Origin of the sequence: Bremerella alba (genome assembly GCF_013618625.1) — a bacterium.
Lineage (GTDB): Bacteria > Planctomycetota > Planctomycetia > Pirellulales > Pirellulaceae > Bremerella > Bremerella alba.
The window spans coordinates 32,920-53,111 of record NZ_JABRWO010000008.1 but is presented as its reverse complement, the minus strand read 5'-3'; the positions used below and the strand labels follow the sequence as shown (position 1 = coordinate 53,111).

The following is a 20,192-nucleotide window of genomic DNA, read 5'->3' as shown; positions in this document are numbered from 1 at the left end:
TAACAGGTTGCCAGCAGATGCATGGTTCGGTTCAAGTTTGCCGGTTGCATGGACTTTTCCACAGGGTTAATGGGTTTTTGGATGCCCGGCATGATAATTGGTCACCAATGTTTTCGACGTGATCGGCTGTTAAATTGACCCTTATGGGAACAATCGACAAAAACACCCTCGCTTTCGTATTTTCGCAAACTTGAAAGCGAGGGCAAGCACACCGATAGCGTTAAGCACGGAAACTTACGAGTTAGCCTTCGTCTTCCTCGTCGATGTAATGACGATGCTTATCTTGCAGGTGCGACGGCATCGGCGCGTAGTGTGCGAAGCTTAAACTGTAGCTCCCCTGCCCTGCCGTCAAACTGGAAAGAGACCTCGCGTACGAGGAAGTCTCGGCCAACGGAACGACACAAACGACCGTTTGCATGTTCGATCCGGCTTCCTGGGTGCCTGAGATCTGACCTCGCCGCGTCGCCATATCGCTGTAAACGTCGCCGACGTGGTCGACCGGGACGGTCACATGCATATCGACCATCGGTTCCAACAGTTGTGGTCCGGCCTGTTTGCAAACCTCGCGCAGCGCGGCCGAGGCGGCTATCCTAAACGCCGTCTCCGAGCTATCAACCGGATGATGTTTGCCATAGTGCACTTCCACACAGAGGTCTTGCAGCGGATAGCCGGCCAGGACGCCTTTATGGACCCGGTCCAACAGGCCCTTCTCGATCGCCGGCATGAAGTTGACGGGGATTGAAGCCCCTACAATTGAATCGATCCACAGGAAGTTCATCACCTCGAAGTAATGAACATGCTTCATGCTGGGGAAGTTGTCCTTTGTGGCAAACTCGGCGATATCGGTCCCCTGCGGCAGGGGCCGTACGCGAATGTGCACATCGCCGAACTGACCTCGTCCGCCGGACTGCTTTTTATGGCGATACGAACCACTGGCCGGGTAGGTAATCGACTCGCGAAAGGGAACCCGCGGCTCGTAGGTTTCAATTTCCAGGTGATCGCGGCGAGCCAGTTTCTCTTGGATCAGCGATAAGTGAAGATCGCTCATGCCACGCAAAACCAGCTCGTGTGTTTCCTGATCGTGCTCGATGCGGATTGTGGGGTCCTCTTCGACCAACTTATGCAGGGCCACACTCAGCTTGGCTTCATCGTTCCTATTCTTCGGACGAATCGCCACACCGACCATCGGTTGCGGGAAATCGATATGAGGCAGTTCCCACTCCCCTTCGTTGGTGCCGGTATGTAGCTGCTCCATCTTTGCCACGGCTACAATATCGCCGGGGCCCGCCCGATCGATCGGTTCCAGTTGATTGGCCTGCACGTCTAGCAGTTGCCCAATCCGCAGCCCCTTGCGGCCATTGCTGCCGGGGAGGGTCGTGTCTTTGCGAAGCGTTCCGTTGTAAACGCGGATGTAGCTGAGCTTCTGGACGAAGGGATCGATCCGCGTTTGAAACACCTGGGCCGCCAACGGACCGTCGGGATCGCCTGGAAGTTCAATTTCCAAGCCTTCGCCACTTTTGGCTTTACGGTGCACCATCGAAGGAGGCAACGAGCACAACGCCATCGCGTCGAGCAGTTCGGGAATACCAACCCGTTTCTTAATGCTGCAGCACACGACAGGAATCAGCGTTCCCTTGGCGACGGCTTGCGGGATGAGGGTCTTTAAATCGTCGTTGGTGGGCACCTCACCGGCAAAGTAGCGTTCCATCCACGCTTCGTCCGACTCGATGGCCGCTTCGACGAGCGACTCTTTATAAATAGCCGGATCGATCGGGGCATTGGAAGTGTCGGCCTTCTCATCAAGAATATCGACGACCCCGACAATGGCCCCGTTTTCAAGCCGAGGGAAGCTGATCGGAACGCAGGCCTGGCCGAACGTATCGCGGATCGATTGCATCAACGTTGGAAAGTCGAGGTGCTCGCTATCGATCTTGTTGACGACAATCATCCGACCGATGCCTGCCTTTTCGGCCTCTTGAAAAGCACGCCGCGTGTTGACAGCAATGCCGTCGTGCGCGTCGATGACGATCATCGCGGTGTCGGCACCGCGCATGGCCGCGATTGTGTGGCCAATGAAATCGGGGTAGCCGGGAGCATCGATTACGTTGAATCGAAGTCCCTGATGTTGAAAGTGGGCGAGAGTCGCCTCGATGGAAAGATGGTGAGCCTTTTCCTCCGGCTCGAAATCGCAGACACTCGTTCCGTCGTCCACACTGTGCGTTCCGTCCACCGCGTGTGTTATCTCGAGAAGGCGGTCGATCAGGCTCGTCTTTCCAGTCGAACCATGACCGCACAACACAATATCGCGGACGGTCTCTACTATGCAACTTGCCATAACATATCTCCTTCCGTGCTTGGAAAAGACACGAGAAAAGTTTTCCCTCGTGGAGACGCCACGGGGAACCTCTTCTCCGTGGGGTGATTTATCTATGGCTGAATATTGGATTTAAGTCGTCGTCGATCTCTTTGGGTGTGGAACTAGGTGCTCGTTGGATTCTCTGGGATAGTGGGAGGTAAAGGTTTTGTTCCCGGCTGATAAGTTGCTGGATCTGACTCACTCACTTCAGAAACTTCAACCAAGAGAATGTGATACTGGGTCTTATTGATGGGTGCTGCGAATACGAGATAATTCTTTGGCAACGCTCCCTCGTAGAAAAGCTTGCCTTGAACTTCGTCGTAGCGACCTGACCGTTGATCGTCGACCGTTTTTTCTGCCGGTTGCCGATGGGCGATCTGTGCTTCCGCACGAAACTTCATCTGACCGCCAGCGTTTTGCACGCCCCAGAAACCAGCGAACTCACCACTGGCCTGGGCGGGAGTAATCTCGTCGACGGAAACATGACGAATGTAGCTATATGAATCAGCCTGCCGAGGCCAATTGGCGACTGGATATTGCTTTTGATAGAAAGGTGGCTGGGGGGATTGCTGCTGTTTTAAAAGGTCGGCAATCGCTTGTTCGTCGTCGAGCACCCATTGATAAGGCGAGTCTTCCACGGCATGAAACTTGAGCCCTAGCCGATCAACCTCATCGATCGCTAAGGTAGCGACCTGGTAATGAACCTGGCACATCGCAGGACGGTAATAAGAAAGGTAACCGAACACCCCAGCCAATAGGGCGACGATCACCATCATCGCGCACAAGCTGAAACGAAGTCCCCAGGTTTTGCCCGAGGTGGGGACGACTGATTCAGAAGTCAAATCACGCTCAGGCATAGGACCTGTTGGTTACCTCACACCGCCCGCGGCCTCGACCGCCTGACGAACTGTTAGTCGGCCTTCATATAACGATCGCCCCACAATCGCGCCATCGAGTCCGGCGGCCGTCAGGTTGGACACATCCTCGACCGAGGTCACCCCGCCTGAGGCAACCACCGGCACTTTGACGGCCTGTTTCATGGCCTGCATTGCCTGGACATTCGGCCCGGCCAGCATGCCGTCGGTGGCGATGTCGGTGTAGATAATGGCTGCCATCGGCAGATGCTCGAATGTTTTGGCCAGATCGATGGCCGAGGTGGTGCTTACTTCCAGCCAGCCATCGGTGGCGACCATGCCTTCTTTGGCATCGATGCCGACCACCAGCTTTTCCGGAAATTTCTCGCACATCGCAGCAAACCAGTCTGGCTCACGCAGGGCCTTGGTACCGATCACCAGGCGGGCCAGCCCGAGATCGAGAAGCTCTTGGATCGTCTTCTCATCGCGGATTCCGCCTCCCACTTCACAAGGGATATCAACCGCCGCTACGATCGCAGCGATCGCGTCGCGGTTTTTCAGGCTACCGTCCTTGGCCCCATCCAGGTCGACCAGATGAAGACAATCGGCACCTTCCGCGACCCAGCGCTTCGCCATTTCGGCCGGGTCGTCCCCGTAGACCGTTTCGCGGTTGTAGTCTCCTTGCTGGAGTCGCACGCATTTACCACCGAGAAGATCAATGGCCGGCCAAATTTGCATTGTGGGTCCCTTTCTGCGCCGAACGGCCGAACCCTTCGGCGTCCTGGCAATATCTCATAAGAGTTAAGAATCAGCAAGGAATTTCTTGCCGTTAGATCAAGTTAACGCGGGGGATATCTACGCCAACTGGGCAAAGTTCTTCAGCACGCTCAGCCCTGCCTGTTGGCTCTTTTCGGGGTGAAACTGCGTCGCGTAGAGATTGTCTTTCCAGACGGCCGCACAAAACGGTCCACCATAATCGGCCGTGATCGCCACGACATCTTCGTTTTCCGGAACGACATAGTACGAGTGAACGAAGTAGAAGTTCGTCCCCTCGTCGATTCCCTCGAAAATGGGTGGCCGATGGATGAAGTTGGCCTGATTCCAGCCCATATGGGGGACTTTATAGCCGTGTGGCAACTCGAATTTCACGACCTTGCCCGGCAAGATCCCCAGGCCTTCGTGTTCGCCCCCTTCGTAGCTGACGTCGAACAGCATCTGCAGGCCCAGGCAAATCCCGAGAAACGGCGTTCCGGAAGCAATCTGATCGCGAATCGGCCCTTCCAGGTCGCGGCGGCGGATCTCGTCGACCGCGTCGCCACACGCCCCCACGCCTGGCAAAACAAGCTTGGTCGCCGCGGCGATCTCTTTCGGATCGCTGGTGATATGTGCAGCGTGCCCTGTCTTTTCAAAGGCTTTTTGCACACTCCGCAGGTTACCCATCTGGTAGTCGACAATCGTGATCATCAGGCGAGCAAGTTCACTATTCGAGGCAATTCAACGACCGACACGTCGTGAGAAATAAAACACACCCACGGCGGACACAACCCAAAGACGAAAGTTCGCCCAGGGGCACTTATTGTAATTCGTTTCCGCTCGATTCGTTAGGCGGCAGGAAGTTGAAAAAGATTGCGAGCGCACTATCTCATGGGATCGCTTCCTGACTAAGTTGCGTTTATGAGCCTCGGATGGATCTAAATTCCGGGATACCAGTAACTATTCGCTTCCGTGTGCCTCTGGCCAGTCCGTTTGAAGCTCAAAACATGAACAAACGAGTACCCGCTTCCCACTCGCAAAAAGCCTGGAAACTCCAAGCAAATCGAAACGACGCGGGCCCCCGGAACATTGCCGGAGACATCATCTCCGAAGAGTGCGAGCAGTGGCGAGAAGCGGAACGTACCGCATCGAAATGCGATCTCCATTAGATAGCATGCCGCGAACATGGTTCGTGGTGCGATGCGTTTCTCATCGCCCTACGCGATGTTGCACCGGTGCGTCGGTATTAGTTGTCTGACTGGGGATAGATTACCAGGTCGACACGTCGATTCTTTTGCTGCCCTGCTGGGGTGGCGTTTGAAACGACCGGATGGTTCGTTCCGTGTCCCACAACAACCAGTCGCGACGGGTTCATGCGGTAACGCGAGGTCAGCTGATCGAAAACGGTTTGGGCCATGCTGGCCGAGAGCTGATGATTGGACGTGTAAGGGGGCTTCACCGGTTGATTGTCGGTGTGTCCTTCAATCCCAACCTTGTTTTGCGGGAAGTTTTGCTGAAGCGTGCTGGTAAGTTGCGAGAGGATGTTGTCGGAACTAGGAATCAACGAGTTGGTGCCTGGCTGAAATAACGCATCGGCCGGGATTTCGATGCGAATCACATCGCCATCTTGCTTGGCCGTCACGCCGGGAATCTGAATTTTGTTGAGTTCGGAAGTCAGGCTGTTGTTCGGCCGAATCACCGCACCACCGCGGTACTGGGTCGAAGCCATCATGGTCTGAACTTTTTGCTGCTGCTCTTTGGCCATTTCCTGCGATTGGGCCAGTTGGTTGGTCGTGTCGCTCAGTTGGCGACGAACCAATGCCAGTTCGTCCTGCACGATCTTCGTTTGCTGCTGGGCCTGGGCTAGTTGCGAGTGCAGATCCTGGTTCGAGGCGTCCATGCCGGTAGCACGGCGTTCGAACTCAGCGATTTGGGCTTGGGTTTGCTGCTGCGCAACGACTTGCTGTTGTCGCCAGGCTGCGTTTTGATTGCAGCCCAAGCCAGCAAGTGCTAGCGAGACAAAGGTGAAACAGCAAAAACGAAACATGGTAGGCCGTGTCGACTAAGGGCCGCATAAACTTGAGACAAAACTAGGAATTGCGGCGGATATTAACAACCCACCCTATCGTCGACAAGATCGATTTCATGCTCGGCATCTACGGAAGTCGCGGCCATATCAAGAGATTCGATCGCGCGGCGAAAGTTACCCAACCGCGTTTCCGGTTTCGGAAGCCCACGATGCTGCGGATATTCGCCGTAAAAACGTTTGATAAAGTGCCGGCTGGAAAGATGCTCGCAGTGGGGCTGCCACCCCTGTCGCTGCATGGCCCGCGTCGAGACCTTGTTGTTCGAGAGTTCACAGACGCTGGCATCGGTCTGACGAAGTTCCGCAATCCAGTCCAGAACTTCCGAACCTCGTCGGAGGGTTTTCCACGTGGTTTGCCGCGACGACTCGACATACGCCAGCGATAGAAAGCCCGGAGAACTGATCGGAAAGTTGTAATAAATCCGGCAGCTATCACCACCGCGATTATGCTTCCAGCGACCGAGCGTTTCGATTTCCACTCGGGAAATCAGCTTCGGCCAAGGGCGAAACGTTAGCGAGTGGAATGTGCCCGATTCCACTCGAATAACGCCGTACCGCCGCCGCCGAACCAAATCGGCGGCTTCGTCCAAGTTATGTGTTGTTTCAAACCAAAGCATGGGTGAGCTCCTCGCAGCAAGGATAGCTCACCGTTTGCGGTCCGCTTGTAACGATTGTGCTGCTTACGCTTCGTCCGGATAGATGAACGTGAACTTGATCCAGACCCAGGCCATTAACATGCCCCCCAGCACCACCGGCAGCGCTAGAAACAACGCCGGCAGCCAAGGGCCCAAGCTCAAGAGGGGGCCATATTGCTGCCACAGTCGTGCCCAAAAGATCATCGTGACCAGCGTTCCGATGCACAGGTAAGGGCCGTAGGCCAAGTACGCATCGCCGGTGAGCAGGTAGTTCACGATCGCAAACACACATGCAATGAACGGCGCCATGAAGAAGATCACCATCACCGGTTGCCATCCAATGTAGGCCCCGATCATGCACATGAGTGTCACGTCGCCAAAGCCCATCGCTTCTTGCCCCATGGCCAGGCTCGCAAAGAAGCGGACCAGCCAGATCAACATGCCTGCGAAGGCCATCCCTAGAAGTGCCGTGAAAACGGACTGCCATACGGCCTCGCCACCCCATAGCCAAGCCGCCGAGACGAATGCGATGAGCAGCACCAACATGCCCACGTAAAACCAGTTCAACGAGTAACGCACAAAGCTGGCGACCAGGTAACGGAAGAACTTGGTCATGCCGCCCCGCAGCCAAATCAGCTTCGGGCAAAGAGCAAACCACCAGCCGACCACCAGCACCAAGCCCACCGCCAACGCGGGGCTTCCATTCCAAGACGCAGGCCACTTACTTAAAGCGGCAGCATGCAGTGGTATCGCATCGACTTGGGAGCCAGGCTGCGACAATCCAAAAAACGGAGGACCATCCGGCATGGGCAATCCCACGAAGGGAAGCAACCAACAGAAAATCAACGCGACCAGAAAGCCCGGCACCGTGACGTAGTCGGGGATTGTTCGCGAATCGAAGTCGACAAACGTGGCAATCACCATGAACGAAATCAACACCATATGTTGCACGTAAAGTGCGTGCAGCGCCGCTTCACCCAGCGAAATGTTTACCGTTACCGGAACCAATTCACCCGAGATTACCCAATGATAATACCAAGCAAAAAAGAAGCCGCAGCCCAGTTCGATTAAAAGTGGCTGCACCCAATGCGCAGTCCCATGAACCTTACTTTCACGTGCCAGGCCGAGCCAACCAAAAATAGGGAGCTTGTCGAACAGGCTCCGTGGTGGGACGTCAGGATGGGGCTTGCTCCAGGGATCGTAGCTCTTGGGTACCCATGTCCAACGATAGATGCCCCGATTCAATTGCCCGGCAATGATCGCGCCGAGGATAAAAAGCAAAATCAGGCGCACGTTCAACGGCAGCCCAACCCACAGCGCGACGATATTCTCCCACCAAGCCACGTTACTGTTCTTTCTTCACTAAAGATGAAGGGAGTTGGGCCAAGATTGCTTGCATCACCTCTTTGGGTGACTTTGCCTGCGTATCGATGGTTAGATCAGCACATTGCTCGTAAAGCGGAAGACGCTGGGCGAGAACCTCCGCCACTTCCTCGAGGATCGACCGACCAGTCAAACTGGGACGACTGGCCTGGGTTGCTCCTTCGCGGGACAGCCGCCGAGTGATTTCCTCAGGCGAAGCTGTCAGCCAAATCGTAAAGCAGTGCTTGGCAATTTGGCTTCGATTTTCTTCCCGCAGAATGACGCCACCACCGAGGGACAACACATGACCAGACCGCTGCGTCAGTTCGTTCAACGCGTTTGATTCGAGGTCGCGGAAGCCTGGCTCTCCGGAGTCGGCAAAGATCTCGGCAATCGACTTGCCGGCTTGCTTTTCGACATAGATATCCGCATCGACCAGCGGCCACGCAAGCTTATGAGCGAGCAGTCTGGCGACGTGCGATTTGCCGGTTCCACGATATCCGATGAGTGCCAGATTCATTTCCGTAGGATCGCTCAACCTGTTCGGACCGCACCGGTCAGCCGTTTGAGGGTGCTTCGCATCAGATCGCGCGAAGTCTCGACGCCGGTAAAGTGCTTGAACTGCAGGGCGGCCTGGCGGACGAACATTTCGACCCCAGTCACGACCCGAGCCCCAGCGGCTTTAGCTTCCTTAATTAGGAGCGTCTGTTCCGGATTGTAGACGGTATCGAAAACCACCATATTCGGTTTGATCCAACGCTTCTCGAACGGAGTTTCGTTGACGTTGGGATGCATGCCGACTGGCGTACCATTGATGAGAACGTCGGGCTGAACCGATCCGCGATCTTCCCAGTGAATGTGCCGACAGTTGAACTGCTGGGCAAGTTCCTCGGAATTTTCCAGCGTGCGGCTAGAGATGGTGACGTTGGCCTTCCGCTGAATTAAAGACCAGACGACCCCGCGGGCCACGCCGCCACTGCCGAGCATTAGCACTTTGAGCCCTTCGAGTGATCCGCCTTGTTGTTCCGGCAGAAGCATCGTGTCCAGGCTTTCCATAGCCGAGTCGCAATCGGTGTTGAAGCCAGACGGTCCCTCGGTATCGAAGATAATTGTATTGGTTGCCCCGACTCCCTTGACGGCGTCATCGGGTCGTTTGACAAATAGGACCGCAGATTCCTTGTGAGGAATCGTGATGCTCAGACCTTTGACGCCCAGTTGAGGGCACACCTCGTTAAAGAACACGCCTAGGTGTTCTCTGGGCACGCGGAAGGGAAGATATCGGCGATTCATTCCCTGCTCGCTAAAGGCCGCGTTGTGCAAATGAGGACTCAGGCTATGCCCGATCGGGTCAGCCACGACACCAAACAATTCGGTTTCGTCGGTGATCTCTTCATACCGGTAAAGATCGATCATCTGACGAAAACCGATTTGCCCAGGGGCCAGGGTCCGTTCATTGGAACTAGTCGCGAAGGTAAACGGACAACCGAAACGTCCGCCAAGAATTCGCGAAGGCATTCCCATATCGCCCATGCAAAGACCGATTGTGGGGATCTCGCTACGGCGAACCAGTTCCAGGATTCGGACGTTGTCTTGCGGCGAGTTCGCCATCGTGGCAATCTTGATGATGTCCGGATCTTGCTGCTGCATCCGTTTGTGCAGACCATCGAGATCGGCTGGCGTCTCGCGGAAATTATGGTAGCTGATGATCCGCTTTGTATTGCCGTAACGAGGAATCGATGCCGCGATGTCCTCTTCCAAATCGACATAATCGACTTGCTCGGCAATGGCCGTGCGTAGGACCATTTGCCGTTCTTGCTCGTCGCCTGAATATCGCCCCCCATCGCGCTCGCGGCGATAAGTAATCACCACCGGACTGGGGCGATTGTCCAACAGCCGTTTGAGCTTGATCGTCCCATTGATATAGTCGAGACGCAATTCGCACAATTGAGCCCCCTGCTCTACGAGGTGCTTGTGCTCGGCAACGATATGTTTATGTCGGCCGCGGCCGATACTAACGCAGATCATGAATTCATCTCGAAGCCGTAAGACCTCGATGGGGGACGATGGGGATAAGCATGACGAGAGCACGACGCCCCCAGCCAGGGTAAACTCACTATTTTACGTGCGTTGGAATCTCCGGTCGAGTTCCTCTTTCGTAAAGACTAATGCCGTAGGACGGCCATGCGGGCAATGATGGGCGTCCTGGCACAAATGCCGCAATTCAAGCAAAGCGTCGATTTCCTCGCTGGAAAGCCGGTCTCCGGCCTTGATAGCGGCCTTGCACGACATCATATGTAGCAGCTCGTCCAAAAGATCTCTTTTTTCGAGATTCTTCCCTTCAGTCAGCAGTTGATCGACCACTTCCCGCACGATTTCCGCCGGTTTGCGGCGTCCGAGAATGGCCGGATAGCTGCGAATGAGGATCGTATCGCCGCCAAAGGCCTCGACTTCAATGCCAACCTGCAGCAAAGTTTCGGTGGCTCCATCGACCGCTGCGAACTCCTGGGCCGAGAGATTTAAGGTCTCGGGTACCAACAACCGCTGGACCTCAAGCCGCCGTGCCATGGCCTTTTCACGAAGCTCTTCGTAGAGAATACGTTCGTGAAGCGCATGCTGATCGATCACCGTCATCCCTTCGTCCGTTTCGGCGATGAGATAGCGGTTGTGCAGCTGAATGGCCCGTTGCTGCGAGCCTACCCCGCCCCCTTGCGGCGGCGATGGGATCGACCCCGTCGACTCGGCCGGCAAGTCTTCCTTGTCGCGCAGATGAGCCGGCGTGACCCCACTGGGAATCGGCGGCAACGGCAGACTGCCTGCCCCGACAGACGACCGGTCGATCGGAGTCAGCTGCAGCGGAGTATGCCTCGGCGAACGAAAATCGAGATCGAAGTCGGTCTGCCGTCGACCGGAGTCACCCTGCGAGGTACCGTCGGTATCGACCGCGCCCTTGGCCCACGCGACCAGTTCCTCACGCAGTGCTTCGGAGGATTGCGACTCGCCGTGGACCGTATTCGATTCATCCCCGGAGGGTCGATAGGTCGCATCCAGATTCGAGCTAAGAAACTTCGTCCGCAGCGTTCCCAGCAGTTGGCTATAGATTCGCCCGCTGTCCTGAAAACGAACTTCCAGTTTGGTTGGGTGGACGTTCACATCCACCATCTCCGGTGGCATCGACATCCGCAGGAAAGAGATCGGATAACGACCATGCAGCAGCAGCCCTCGATAGGCTTCGCCCAACGCATGCTGCAGCGCACGATCCTTGATAAAACGTCCGTTCAAAAACAGATACTGCATCCGGTTATTACTGCGACTGAAGCGTGGGTTTCCGACATAGCCACACAGTGTGACCTGGTCGTTTTCGCTTTCGACTTCAATCAGTTGGTCGGCGATCTCTTCCCCAAAGAAAACGCGAATCCGCTCGCGCAAGTCTTGGCACGGAGGCAAGTCGTGCACCAATCGTGTGCCATGCTTGAGCGAAAAATGGACGTGCGGAAAGGCCAACGCCATCCGTGTGAACGCTTCGCTGATATGCCCGAATTCGGTTTGGGTTGTCTTCAGGAACTTCTTGCGAACCGGCGTGTTGTAGAACAGATTGCGGATCTCGATGATCGTCCCCGGAGGGCAGCCACAAGGCTGGGCTTCCTGGACGCTTCCGCCATGCACGAGCATCTCGTTGCCGCAGTCCGAATCGTGGGTCCGGCTCCGCAGCAGAAAGTGGCTCACCTCTGAGATCGAAGCGAGCGCTTCTCCGCGAAAGCCGAGCGTGCGGACATGAAACAAATCGTCGGCGTTACCGATTTTGCTGGTAGCGTGCGAAGCGATGGTGAGCGCCATGTCTTCGGGCGCGATCCCGCAGCCGTCGTCGGCAATGCGAATCAGCTCGGCCCCGCCGTGCTCGATGGTGACGTCAATCCGCGTGGCCCCGGCGTCGAGCGAGTTCTCCATCAGCTCTTTGACGGCGCTCGCTGGGCGCTCGATCACTTCGCCTGCCGCGATCTTGTTGACGACACTTGTAGAAAGTTGTTGAATCTTCGGCATCCGCTGCCTACTCCCTTCGATTCTGCCAGACGAGATCAGTCGCCGCGTAATCCGTATTCTTTGATTTTGCGATAGAGGGTTCGTTCGCCAATGCCCAACATTTTCGATGCTTCCTCGCGATTGCCGCTGGTCGCTTTCAGCGTTTCGCCTATCAGCCACTTCTCGACTTCACTGATCGGCTGGCCCACCATGCTGGGCATTTCGCCATTGGCCGAGACGGCCGGATTGGGATCGACCGGAGCGACCAGGTCGTCCCCTTCCTGAATCAACTCAGGCGGAAGGTCATCGAGCCCGATCGTGCCATCCAAATCAAGCACGACCATGCTCTCAGCGAAGTTCCGCAGCTGCCGCACGTTGCCGGGCCAGTCGTAATCTAAACAGCGCTGAAACACGGTTCGATCGATCCCGCGAATCTTCTTGTCGTGCTTCTTAGAAAACGATTTCAGGAAGTGATCGAACAGCGGCAAAATGTCATCGGGGCGGTCCCGTAGCGGCGGCAACTGAACCGTCACAATCCGCAGACGATGATAAAGATCGGAACGAAACGTCCCGGCTGCAATCGCCGTTTCCAAGTTGGCATTGGTCGCTGAAAGCAGTCGCACGTTGATGCGAACCGGCTTGTTCTCGCCGACGCGGGTAATCTCGCCAGACTCCAGCACACGCAGCAGCTTCACCTGAGTGGCCAACGGCATGTCGCCGATTTCGTCCAGGAATAACGTGCCGCCATTGGCATATTCCAACCGGCCGATCCGTTCGCTGGCCGCATCGGTGTACGCCCCTTTGGCGTGGCCGAACAGTTCGCTCTCGAGCAGGTGCTCGCTTAGCTCGGCGCAGTTCAGCGGGACGAACGGCTTCTTCTTGCGAGGGCTGTTTTGGTGGATGGCCTGGGCGACGACTTCCTTGCCGGTGCCGGTTTCGCCGAGAATCAGCACGCTGGCGTCGGTCGGGGCGATACGCTGCAATCGCTGCACGACTTGTCGCATCTTGTTGCTGGAATAGATGAGCCCCTCGAAGCCGAACTTTTCGTCCAGCCGCCGCATCAATTCCGAGTTCTGTCGCTTCAGCTGGATCGTCTGAGCCGCTTTCAAGGTCGCCGCGCGAAGCTTGTCCGGTGTGAGCGGCTTTTCCAGGAAATTGAGCGCCTCGTTCTGCATGGCTTCGACAGCCGTCGAAACGGTCGCGTGGCCGGTGACGACGATCACTTCGCAATTGGGACGGTGCTCCTTAGTGAGCTGCAAGATGCCCATGCCGTCGATGTCGTTCATGACCAGATCGGTCACGACAATCTCGAATGGCTCGGCCATGATCTTCTCGGCCCCTTCCGGCCCGCTGGTCGCCACCGTGCAGACAAACCCGATCCGCTCCAGGCTCTCAGCCATGGTCATCGCATGGGCCTTGTCGTTATCGACGACCAGCACCCGGAACTGGTCCGGCTGGACATCGAGCGTATCGGCTTGGGTCTGGTTTTGTGGCGCACTTGTCATGCTGACCATCGTAACGAAGTTGCGGGGAATCCTCTAGAACCGATGCCACGTTTACGGCGAATCTTGCTTACGTCCAATTCGCTTCGGTAAGGGAAATTCCAGTGTAAATTGCGTCCCACGCCCCAGTTCACTTTGCACGTCGATAATCGAATGGTGGGCTTCGATGATCTTCTTGGCCAGTGGCAAGCCGAGGCCAGAGCCCCCTTCTTTGGTCGAATAGAACGGATCGAACATCCGGATGGCTGTCGTGTCGCTCATGCCGCAGCCGGTATCGACCAGTCGCAGCAACACTCCATTGCGAAACTCGCGGGTTTGCACCATCAGCGAGCCCCCGTCCGGCATTGCCTGAATGGCGTTGACCACCAGATTCAAGAGGGCCGAATACAACAGCTCGGCATCCAAGTCGATGCTGGGAAGTTCCGAATCAAGATACCGAATGATCTCGACCCCCTGCCGATCGGCCTGGGGCTCGACGAAGCTCAGTACCCGCTCGATCTGCTCGTTCAGGTTGCCTGGCAGCAGATTCAAATCCCGGATCCGTGCAAACCGCAAAAAGTCGTTCAGCAGCCCTTGCAGCCGCTCGCACTGCTCTTGCACGGTTTGAATCTTTTGCTTGGCCCGCCGCTGCTGAGGCGTCTGCGGATCGTCTAAATCCTCGGCCAGCAGTTCCATATTCATCCGAATGACCGACAGCGGCGTTTTGATCTCGTGCGCCAGTGACCCAGCCAGCCGGGCAATCTCGTTGTACTGGTCAACCAGGTACTGATCACGCGACTTTTCACGAGAAGGTTCGGACGAATTGTGGGGAGAAGAATGGTGATCCATCTTTGATCTCACGAAAAAGCCCGGAGCACTGCTGCACTCCGGGCGATCGATTATCTGCTGAACTTAGAGAACTGTCGCTCGAAGCTCTTAGTCTTCACGACGCGGACGTCGTCGTCCGCGGTCACCGCCTCGGTCTCCACCGCGATCGCCGCCACGGCCACCTCGGTCACCGCCGCGATCTCCACCACGGTCGCCACGGTCACGGCCTCGACCGCCGCCGTCACGTGAACCGGCCGCAGCCATTTCTTCGTCGCCGTCGCCGGCTGGGGCTTCGCCGCCTGGCAGGGTGGCTTTGTGGCTCAGCTTGACGCGGTCGTGTTCGTCGACCAACAAGACCTTCACGGCCAGGATGTCGCCGACCTTGACCACCGAGTTGACGTCCGAAACGTATTCGGTCGACAGTTCGCTGATGTGGCACAAGCCGTCGCGGCCTGGCAAGATTTCGACAAAGGCACCGAAGTCCTTCACGCTAGTGACGCGGCCTTCGTAGATCTTGCCGACTTCGACTTCACCGGTGATGGCCTGAACGCGAGCCATGGCGGCTTCGGCCCATTCCAAGTTACCACTGGCAACAATCACGGTACCGTCGTCTTCGACGTCGAGCGTCGCGCCCGTTTCTTCCTGGATGGCACGAATGGTCTTGCCGCCAGGGCCGATGAGCAAACCGATCTTCTCGGGGTTGATCTTGGTTCGCATCATGCGAGGAGCGAACTTCGAAGTCTCTTCCTTAGGTTGGCTGATGGTGGTCAGCATATTCCGCAGGATCTCGATACGGGCTTCGCGGGCCTGAACCAGCGTCTTGCGGATGATGTCCTCGTTGATCCCTTTGATCTTGAGGTCCAACTGGATGCCGGTGATCCCGTTCTGGGTACCAGCGATTTTGAAGTCCATGTCGCCATGGTGATCTTCTTCGCCCAAGATGTCGGTCAGCAGGACGTAGTCGTCGCCTTCCTTCACCAGGCCGATCGAGATCCCGGCAACTGGGTTGGTGATCGGCACGCCAGCAGCCATCAGAGCGAGGGTCGCACCGCAGACCGAAGCCATCGAGCTCGAACCATTGGATTCGAGAATGTCGGAGATCACACGTACCGTGTACGGGAAGTCTTCCGGCGACGGCAGTACGGGGTTCACGCTACGTTCGGCCAATGCACCATGACCGATTTCACGTCGGCCTGGGCCACGAATCGGACGACATTCACCCACCGAGAAGCTCGGGAAGTTGTAGTCGAGCATGAACTTCTTCGAGTACTCGTCGATCAAGCCGTCGACGCGTTGTTCGTCACGTGGGGTACCCAGGGTGACAGTGATCAGCGATTGGGTTTCCCCACGCTGAAAGACAGCCGAACCGTGAACGCGTGGCAGAACGTCGACCTTGCATTCGATCGCACGCAAGCTCTTGGCGTCGCGGCCGTCGGTACGGGTACCGCTGAGGATCAGGTCACGCACAACGCGTTCTTCCAGATCGTGCCAAGCCGTGCCGAACAGACTTTCGTCGAACGCACCTTCGGCTTGCGGATCAGGAATCAGTTCTTCCTTGACCTTGGTCTTCAGTTCGCGAACCTTGTCGGCGCGATCTTGCTTGCCGGTCGTCTGCTTAGCAGCTTTCAGGTCGGCGTAGCAAGTGTCGGTCAGCTTCTGATAGAGGCCGCCATCGTCTGGCTCGGGGTACTCCATCTTCGCTTTACCGACCTTCGCGGTCAGTTCGGCTTGCAGGTCGCAGATTTCCTTGACCACTTCGTGGGCCTTCATGATCGCATCGGCCATCTCGTCTTCGGGCATTTCCCGCGAGAAACCTTCGATCATCAAAACCGATTCTTTGTTGCCCGAGATGATCAGGTCGAGGTCGCTTTGCTCCAACTGTTCAAAGGTGGGGAAAGCAACGATTTCGCCATCGACGCGACCGACACGAACGGCAGCCAAAGGACCCTGGAACGGCAAGTGCGAGATGCACAAAGCGGCCGAGGCACCATTCATGGCGAGCACGTCACCGTCGTACATCCGATCGCTGGCCACAACACTGGCCTGAATCTGAACTTCGTCGTGGTATCCCTTAGGGAACATAGGACGAATCGGGCGATCCATCAGACGTGACGAAAGAATTTCCTTGGTCGTTGGGCGACCTTCTCGCTTGATGAAACCACCAGGGAACTTACCCGCAGCAGCGGTTCGTTCGCGGTAATCACAGGTCAAAGGAAAGAAGTCAGTCCCAGGCCGAGACGGGCCAGAGACGGTGGCGACGAAGACAACAGTTTCGCCATATTGTACGAGCACAGCCCCGTGGGCTTGCTTGGCTAGAAAGCCGGTTTCGAGGGATAAGGTTGCATTGCCAATCTGCTTCTCTACACGAATTACTTCCACTTTTTCCGTCCTACACAGCGCACCAGAAGCTTTCCTAGAGGGCTTTCGCCAAGAAGGTGCGGGCCTGGAGGAGAGAGAGGCCCGGCCAATTGGAACATCCAGTGCTTGGTTCAATATAAGGTTGAGGCCCACCGCACAATCATTAACAGAGCGGAACCTCGTAAGGGTGCCAAGCCAGCCAATCTTTTCCATCGCCGGCGAAGCGTGGTAAAGACGCGCAATAGCCCCTAGGGCGCGCGTCTTCAGGCTAATTCCATTGCCAGTTTATGAGGCTCGCCCATTCAGGTACGAACCTCCTTCGACCAGGCCGCAGCAGCAATTCGCTACTTACGAATACCAAGCCGTGCCAGCATATCGAGATATTTCTGGGGATCGTGCCGCTTCAGATAATCGAGCAAGCGGCGACGTCGGCTCACCATGGCAAGCAACCCGCGACGCGTCGCGTAGTCCTTGTGGTGCTTCTTCATGTGCTCCGTCAGGCTGTTGATGCGACTGGTTAAAATCGCAATCTGAACTTCCGGGGAACCCGTGTCCTCGCCACCACGTTTGAAATCTTGGATGGCATCGTTCTTCTTTTCTTTGGTAATCGACATGGGCGACTTGACTTACGTCCGCAAGTAGGGTGACTTCTTCTTAACCACAATAACAACAAGGACTTGTGAAACCGAAAGGATTCCCGCAACTACCAAAATCGCGGACACCAGCGCATCAAACTCATCCTCAATCTCTTGATAAGACCGTTAATTTAGCAGTGAAAGCTGATTTTGCAACGCCTAATACCCCAGTTGAGCCCAGAATGCTGGCTAGGTTTTCATTAAAACCACCCACGCCCCCTACTCTACCACCGCGAGAGGCTATTTTTTCCAGGTATTTACCTGAGGAGCTCCGCCTTCGGCGGTTAAGCGGATTTGGATCATTCCGCTGGCCGCCGTATTGAGCCACACTGGCTCGCCTGGCTGGGCGTTTTCTGGCCCGCCGATCTCACGCGAGCCGCTGCTGACTACTATCCACTCTGGCTGACACCACTGATAGAACGACTCGGCATGGCTGTGTCGGCTGCCATGATGCGGGGCCATGACGATGTCGCAATCGATTGGGCGTTCGACAATCACTCCTTCGGTGCCTGGCGACTCCAAATCCCCCGGCAGCAGAATACGGCGTCCGCGGTACTCGATCAGCAGCACAATACTGTTCGCGTTGTCTCGCCCGAGCACGCCTTTGCGGGTTGGATGGAGAATGGTCATTCCCACACTCGGATGTGCTTGCAGAGTTCTGCCTGCGGACAAGGTTCGTAGCGGAATACCTCGTCCGTTTATATCGGCCAGTAATGACGAGACAAGGTCGCTCGGGATCTTCTCCATCAAGTCCGAACAATAAACGGCCCCGACCGAGAAACGCTCGAGCACTTCCGGCAGGCCGTTGTAATGATCGGCATCGTCATGGGAAATGATGACCGCATCGAGGTGCTCGATCCCTTTGCTCCACAGCACGGCCGAGAGGGACTGACAGGCCCGCTTCGGCGAACCAAGCCGTCCACAGTCGTACAACAAGTGGCGTCCCTCAGGCAGTTCCACCAAGACGCAGGTTCCGTGCCCCACGCTGACAAACGTACACACCAAGTCGTCCCGGGTAGCGGACTCGATCGCTTGAAGGGTTCCCCACACAAACCCGACCATCAGCCAAAGGGCCACTACGGCGACGCTCCAACGGATCGGAAAGCGGCGAGTCAGCATCTGCCAGGCGACGATCGCCGCAACGGTATAAAACCCAATGACCCACCACGCCGGTGGCCCTGCAGACCAAAACGTGAGGCCAGCGTGCTGCTGAGTCCAGGAGACCGTTTCCTGCATCATCCACAGGGGCCATGAGACAAGCCACGACAAAATTGGCGTTGCTATGGGAACCGCAATCGACGCGGCCAGAAGCAATAACGTGCCACCCAATGCGAACCCCATCGGAATGATCAGGATCGGAGAAAGGACGATCGTCCAAGGTGAAGCCGCATGAAAGTGAAACAAGACCAGCGGCAACGTCACCAGCCAAACCACTAACGAAGCCACGAACATGCCGCCTAGCCAGCGTGCGGCAACACGTGTGCACTTCACCGGCCACGGACGCGACTCTTCAATCAGTTTTTGAAGCGGGTCGATCTTCTTCCTAGTCGCTAGAAAGCCGGAAAGCCATGCCAGCGAGGCGACTGCGACGAACGAAAGCTGCGTTCCCGCTTGAAAGATCTCGGTGGGATTCCAGCAGATAACAATAATCCAGGCTGCCGCCAAGCTGTTCCAAAACACTTGGCGACGAAACAAAATCATGGCTACGCAAAACGAAGCGACCAGTATCGATGCCCGCACAATCGGTGGCCGGGCATCCACCAAAATCACGTAGCCCAACGTCATCAGAAGCAGGCAGACCGCCGGAAGCCAACCAGGCCCCGGCAAAAAGCGAAGCAGCCAATAGGCAAATAGCGCCAGGATTCCCAAGTGCAATCCCGACAATGCCAACAGGTGAACTGTGCCGGTTTGCCGGAATGCCTCGTCGGTAGCGTCTGACAAACGTTCGCGACGCCCCAGGAAGATGGTTTCGGCCAGGCCATCGAGCCCCGGTGGTATGGCGGCGGCTAACTCACGGCTGACGTAATGCCGGGCTTCGCGAATCGGATTCCATCGCGACGGCTGCTCAGCAGTACCGATCGCTTGCAGGCACTCCGAAAAGCCACTACGCAGAAACGTCCGCCGACGCTTCCCCCGGGCCCAATTAGCGAAATCGAACTCTCCCGGATTGAGCGCTCCTTCCGAGCAACTTGCCTGGGCAAATACCAAGATGGATTCGCCCGGGTGAACATCGATCGTGTCTCCCGAGACATAGATCTCGGTATGACCTGACGCGGCTTCCCAGGTGGCCCCACTGCGAATCTGATGAATCCGAAAGGGAACCTTCCATTGGTTAGCAAGTTCAAATTCGAATGCCGAACTGGGCGGCTTAGCTGGCAAGAATCGCGGGTAATCGGTCACCGTTCCCTGCAATGCGACCGGTTGCTTATCAGGCGACAGACCGCAGCTTAATTCGGTCGAGCGGTAGAGATTCCAATGGGCATGGTGCAGCATGCCGCCGAATACCGCGACGACGAGAAGCAAGCAGACGCTGGCGTGGCGTTCCTGTCGTTTCCACCACAACAGCCCCCACAGTACCATCAAACTGGCAAACGCCCCCAGCCATAGGGTCATCGAAAAGTCGAGTGCCGCGTCGCCGATGACCCCCAGCGTCAACGCCGGCGCAAGCAAGACCAGCGGACGATAGATCGTACGCTGGTGATTTGCCTGAGAAGTTTGCTTAGGTACCAACTTGAATCGAATGATCCGAGGGATGATGCTAGAAGGAACGAACCTGTCAGTATCGCACTCGACGCACGGTCACTCAATTTTTTCGTGCCGACTTATA

15 protein-coding genes are annotated in these 20,192 nt (G+C 56.4%); all 15 read right to left on the bottom strand.

Annotated features, from left to right (window positions below; all coding sequences use genetic code 11):
- Positions 1 to 241: 241 nt before the first annotated feature.
- The 15 genes from HOV93_RS14450 to HOV93_RS14380 all read right to left on the bottom strand — a co-directional run bounded on the left by HOV93_RS14450 (position 242) and on the right by HOV93_RS14380 (position 20,095).
- Entirely contained in the window at positions 242 to 2,335 is a 2,094-nt protein-coding gene (locus tag HOV93_RS14450) for an elongation factor G (protein ID WP_207397228.1), read from the bottom strand.
- 143 nt (positions 2,336 to 2,478) lie between these two features.
- Positions 2,479 to 3,213: a hypothetical protein gene (locus tag HOV93_RS14445; RefSeq protein ID WP_207397227.1), complete on the bottom strand. Its 735-nt coding sequence runs from the start codon at positions 3,211 to 3,213 to the stop codon at positions 2,479 to 2,481.
- Positions 3,214 to 3,225: 12 nt separating this feature from the next.
- Positions 3,226 to 3,948 (bottom strand): 1-(5-phosphoribosyl)-5-[(5-phosphoribosylamino)methylideneamino]imidazole-4-carboxamide isomerase, encoded by a 723-nt coding sequence (hisA, locus tag HOV93_RS14440; protein WP_207397226.1) that lies wholly within the window; start codon positions 3,946 to 3,948, stop codon positions 3,226 to 3,228.
- Positions 3,949 to 4,065: 117 nt separating this feature from the next.
- Positions 4,066 to 4,674, bottom strand: coding sequence for an imidazole glycerol phosphate synthase subunit HisH (gene hisH, locus HOV93_RS14435; protein ID WP_207397225.1), 609 nt, complete (start codon positions 4,672 to 4,674; stop codon positions 4,066 to 4,068).
- A 535-nt stretch (positions 4,675 to 5,209) separates the two neighbouring features.
- The gene (locus tag HOV93_RS14430; RefSeq protein WP_207397224.1) at positions 5,210 to 6,010 is read right to left on the bottom strand and encodes an OmpA family protein; all 801 of its coding nucleotides are present in this window, start codon (positions 6,008 to 6,010) and stop codon (positions 5,210 to 5,212) included.
- A gap of 62 nt (positions 6,011 to 6,072) precedes the next feature.
- The gene (locus HOV93_RS14425) at positions 6,073 to 6,666 is read right to left on the bottom strand and encodes a hypothetical protein (protein WP_207397223.1); all 594 of its coding nucleotides are present in this window, start codon (positions 6,664 to 6,666) and stop codon (positions 6,073 to 6,075) included.
- Between the two features lie 63 nt (positions 6,667 to 6,729).
- Positions 6,730 to 8,028: a prepilin peptidase gene (locus tag HOV93_RS26430; RefSeq protein ID WP_207397222.1), complete on the bottom strand. Its 1,299-nt coding sequence runs from the start codon at positions 8,026 to 8,028 to the stop codon at positions 6,730 to 6,732.
- Position 8,029: 1 nt separating this feature from the next.
- A complete protein-coding gene (locus HOV93_RS14415) occupies positions 8,030 to 8,566 on the bottom strand; it encodes a shikimate kinase (protein WP_207397221.1) in 537 nt (178 codons plus the stop codon).
- 14 nt (positions 8,567 to 8,580) lie between these two features.
- Positions 8,581 to 10,071, bottom strand: coding sequence for a shikimate dehydrogenase (gene aroE, locus HOV93_RS14410; protein ID WP_207397220.1), 1,491 nt, complete (start codon positions 10,069 to 10,071; stop codon positions 8,581 to 8,583).
- 93 nt (positions 10,072 to 10,164) lie between these two features.
- Positions 10,165 to 12,084: a DNA mismatch repair endonuclease MutL gene (mutL, locus tag HOV93_RS14405; protein WP_207397219.1), complete on the bottom strand. Its 1,920-nt coding sequence runs from the start codon at positions 12,082 to 12,084 to the stop codon at positions 10,165 to 10,167.
- Positions 12,085 to 12,119: 35 nt separating this feature from the next.
- Positions 12,120 to 13,568 (bottom strand): sigma-54-dependent transcriptional regulator, encoded by a 1,449-nt coding sequence (locus HOV93_RS14400; protein ID WP_235990386.1) that lies wholly within the window; start codon positions 13,566 to 13,568, stop codon positions 12,120 to 12,122.
- Positions 13,569 to 13,619: 51 nt separating this feature from the next.
- Entirely contained in the window at positions 13,620 to 14,393 is a 774-nt protein-coding gene (locus HOV93_RS14395; protein WP_207397217.1) for a two-component system sensor histidine kinase NtrB, read from the bottom strand.
- Between the two features lie 87 nt (positions 14,394 to 14,480).
- Entirely contained in the window at positions 14,481 to 16,751 is a 2,271-nt protein-coding gene (locus tag HOV93_RS14390) for a polyribonucleotide nucleotidyltransferase (protein WP_315853417.1), read from the bottom strand.
- A gap of 323 nt (positions 16,752 to 17,074) precedes the next feature.
- Complete coding sequence (rpsO, locus tag HOV93_RS14385) at positions 17,075 to 17,344, bottom strand: 30S ribosomal protein S15 (RefSeq protein ID WP_207397215.1); 270 nt, start codon at positions 17,342 to 17,344, stop codon at positions 17,075 to 17,077.
- Positions 17,345 to 17,605: 261 nt separating this feature from the next.
- Positions 17,606 to 20,095, bottom strand: coding sequence for a ComEC/Rec2 family competence protein (locus HOV93_RS14380; protein WP_207397214.1), 2,490 nt, complete (start codon positions 20,093 to 20,095; stop codon positions 17,606 to 17,608).
- Positions 20,096 to 20,192 lie beyond the last annotated feature (97 nt).

Bases quoted from the DNA above. Each gene is read 5' to 3' on its own strand.
- HOV93_RS14450 (WP_207397228.1), bottom strand. From the start codon at position 2,335: ATGGCAAGTTGCATAGTAGAGACCGTCCGCGATATTGTGTTGTGCGGT.
- HOV93_RS14445 (WP_207397227.1), bottom strand. From the start codon at position 3,213: ATGCCTGAGCGTGATTTGACTTCTGAATCAGTCGTCCCCACCTCGGGC.
- hisA (WP_207397226.1), bottom strand. From the start codon at position 3,948: ATGCAAATTTGGCCGGCCATTGATCTTCTCGGTGGTAAATGCGTGCGA.
- hisH (WP_207397225.1), bottom strand. From the start codon at position 4,674: ATGATCACGATTGTCGACTACCAGATGGGTAACCTGCGGAGTGTGCAA.
- HOV93_RS14430 (WP_207397224.1), bottom strand. From the start codon at position 6,010: ATGTTTCGTTTTTGCTGTTTCACCTTTGTCTCGCTAGCACTTGCTGGC.
- HOV93_RS14425 (WP_207397223.1), bottom strand. From the start codon at position 6,666: ATGCTTTGGTTTGAAACAACACATAACTTGGACGAAGCCGCCGATTTG.
- HOV93_RS14415 (WP_207397221.1), bottom strand. From the start codon at position 8,566: ATGAATCTGGCACTCATCGGATATCGTGGAACCGGCAAATCGCACGTC.
- aroE (WP_207397220.1), bottom strand. From the start codon at position 10,071: ATGATCTGCGTTAGTATCGGCCGCGGCCGACATAAACATATCGTTGCC.
- mutL (WP_207397219.1), bottom strand. From the start codon at position 12,084: ATGCCGAAGATTCAACAACTTTCTACAAGTGTCGTCAACAAGATCGCG.
- HOV93_RS14400 (WP_235990386.1), bottom strand. From the start codon at position 13,568: ATGACAAGTGCGCCACAAAACCAGACCCAAGCCGATACGCTCGATGTC.
- HOV93_RS14395 (WP_207397217.1), bottom strand. From the start codon at position 14,393: ATGGATCACCATTCTTCTCCCCACAATTCGTCCGAACCTTCTCGTGAA.
- rpsO (WP_207397215.1), bottom strand. From the start codon at position 17,344: ATGTCGATTACCAAAGAAAAGAAGAACGATGCCATCCAAGATTTCAAA.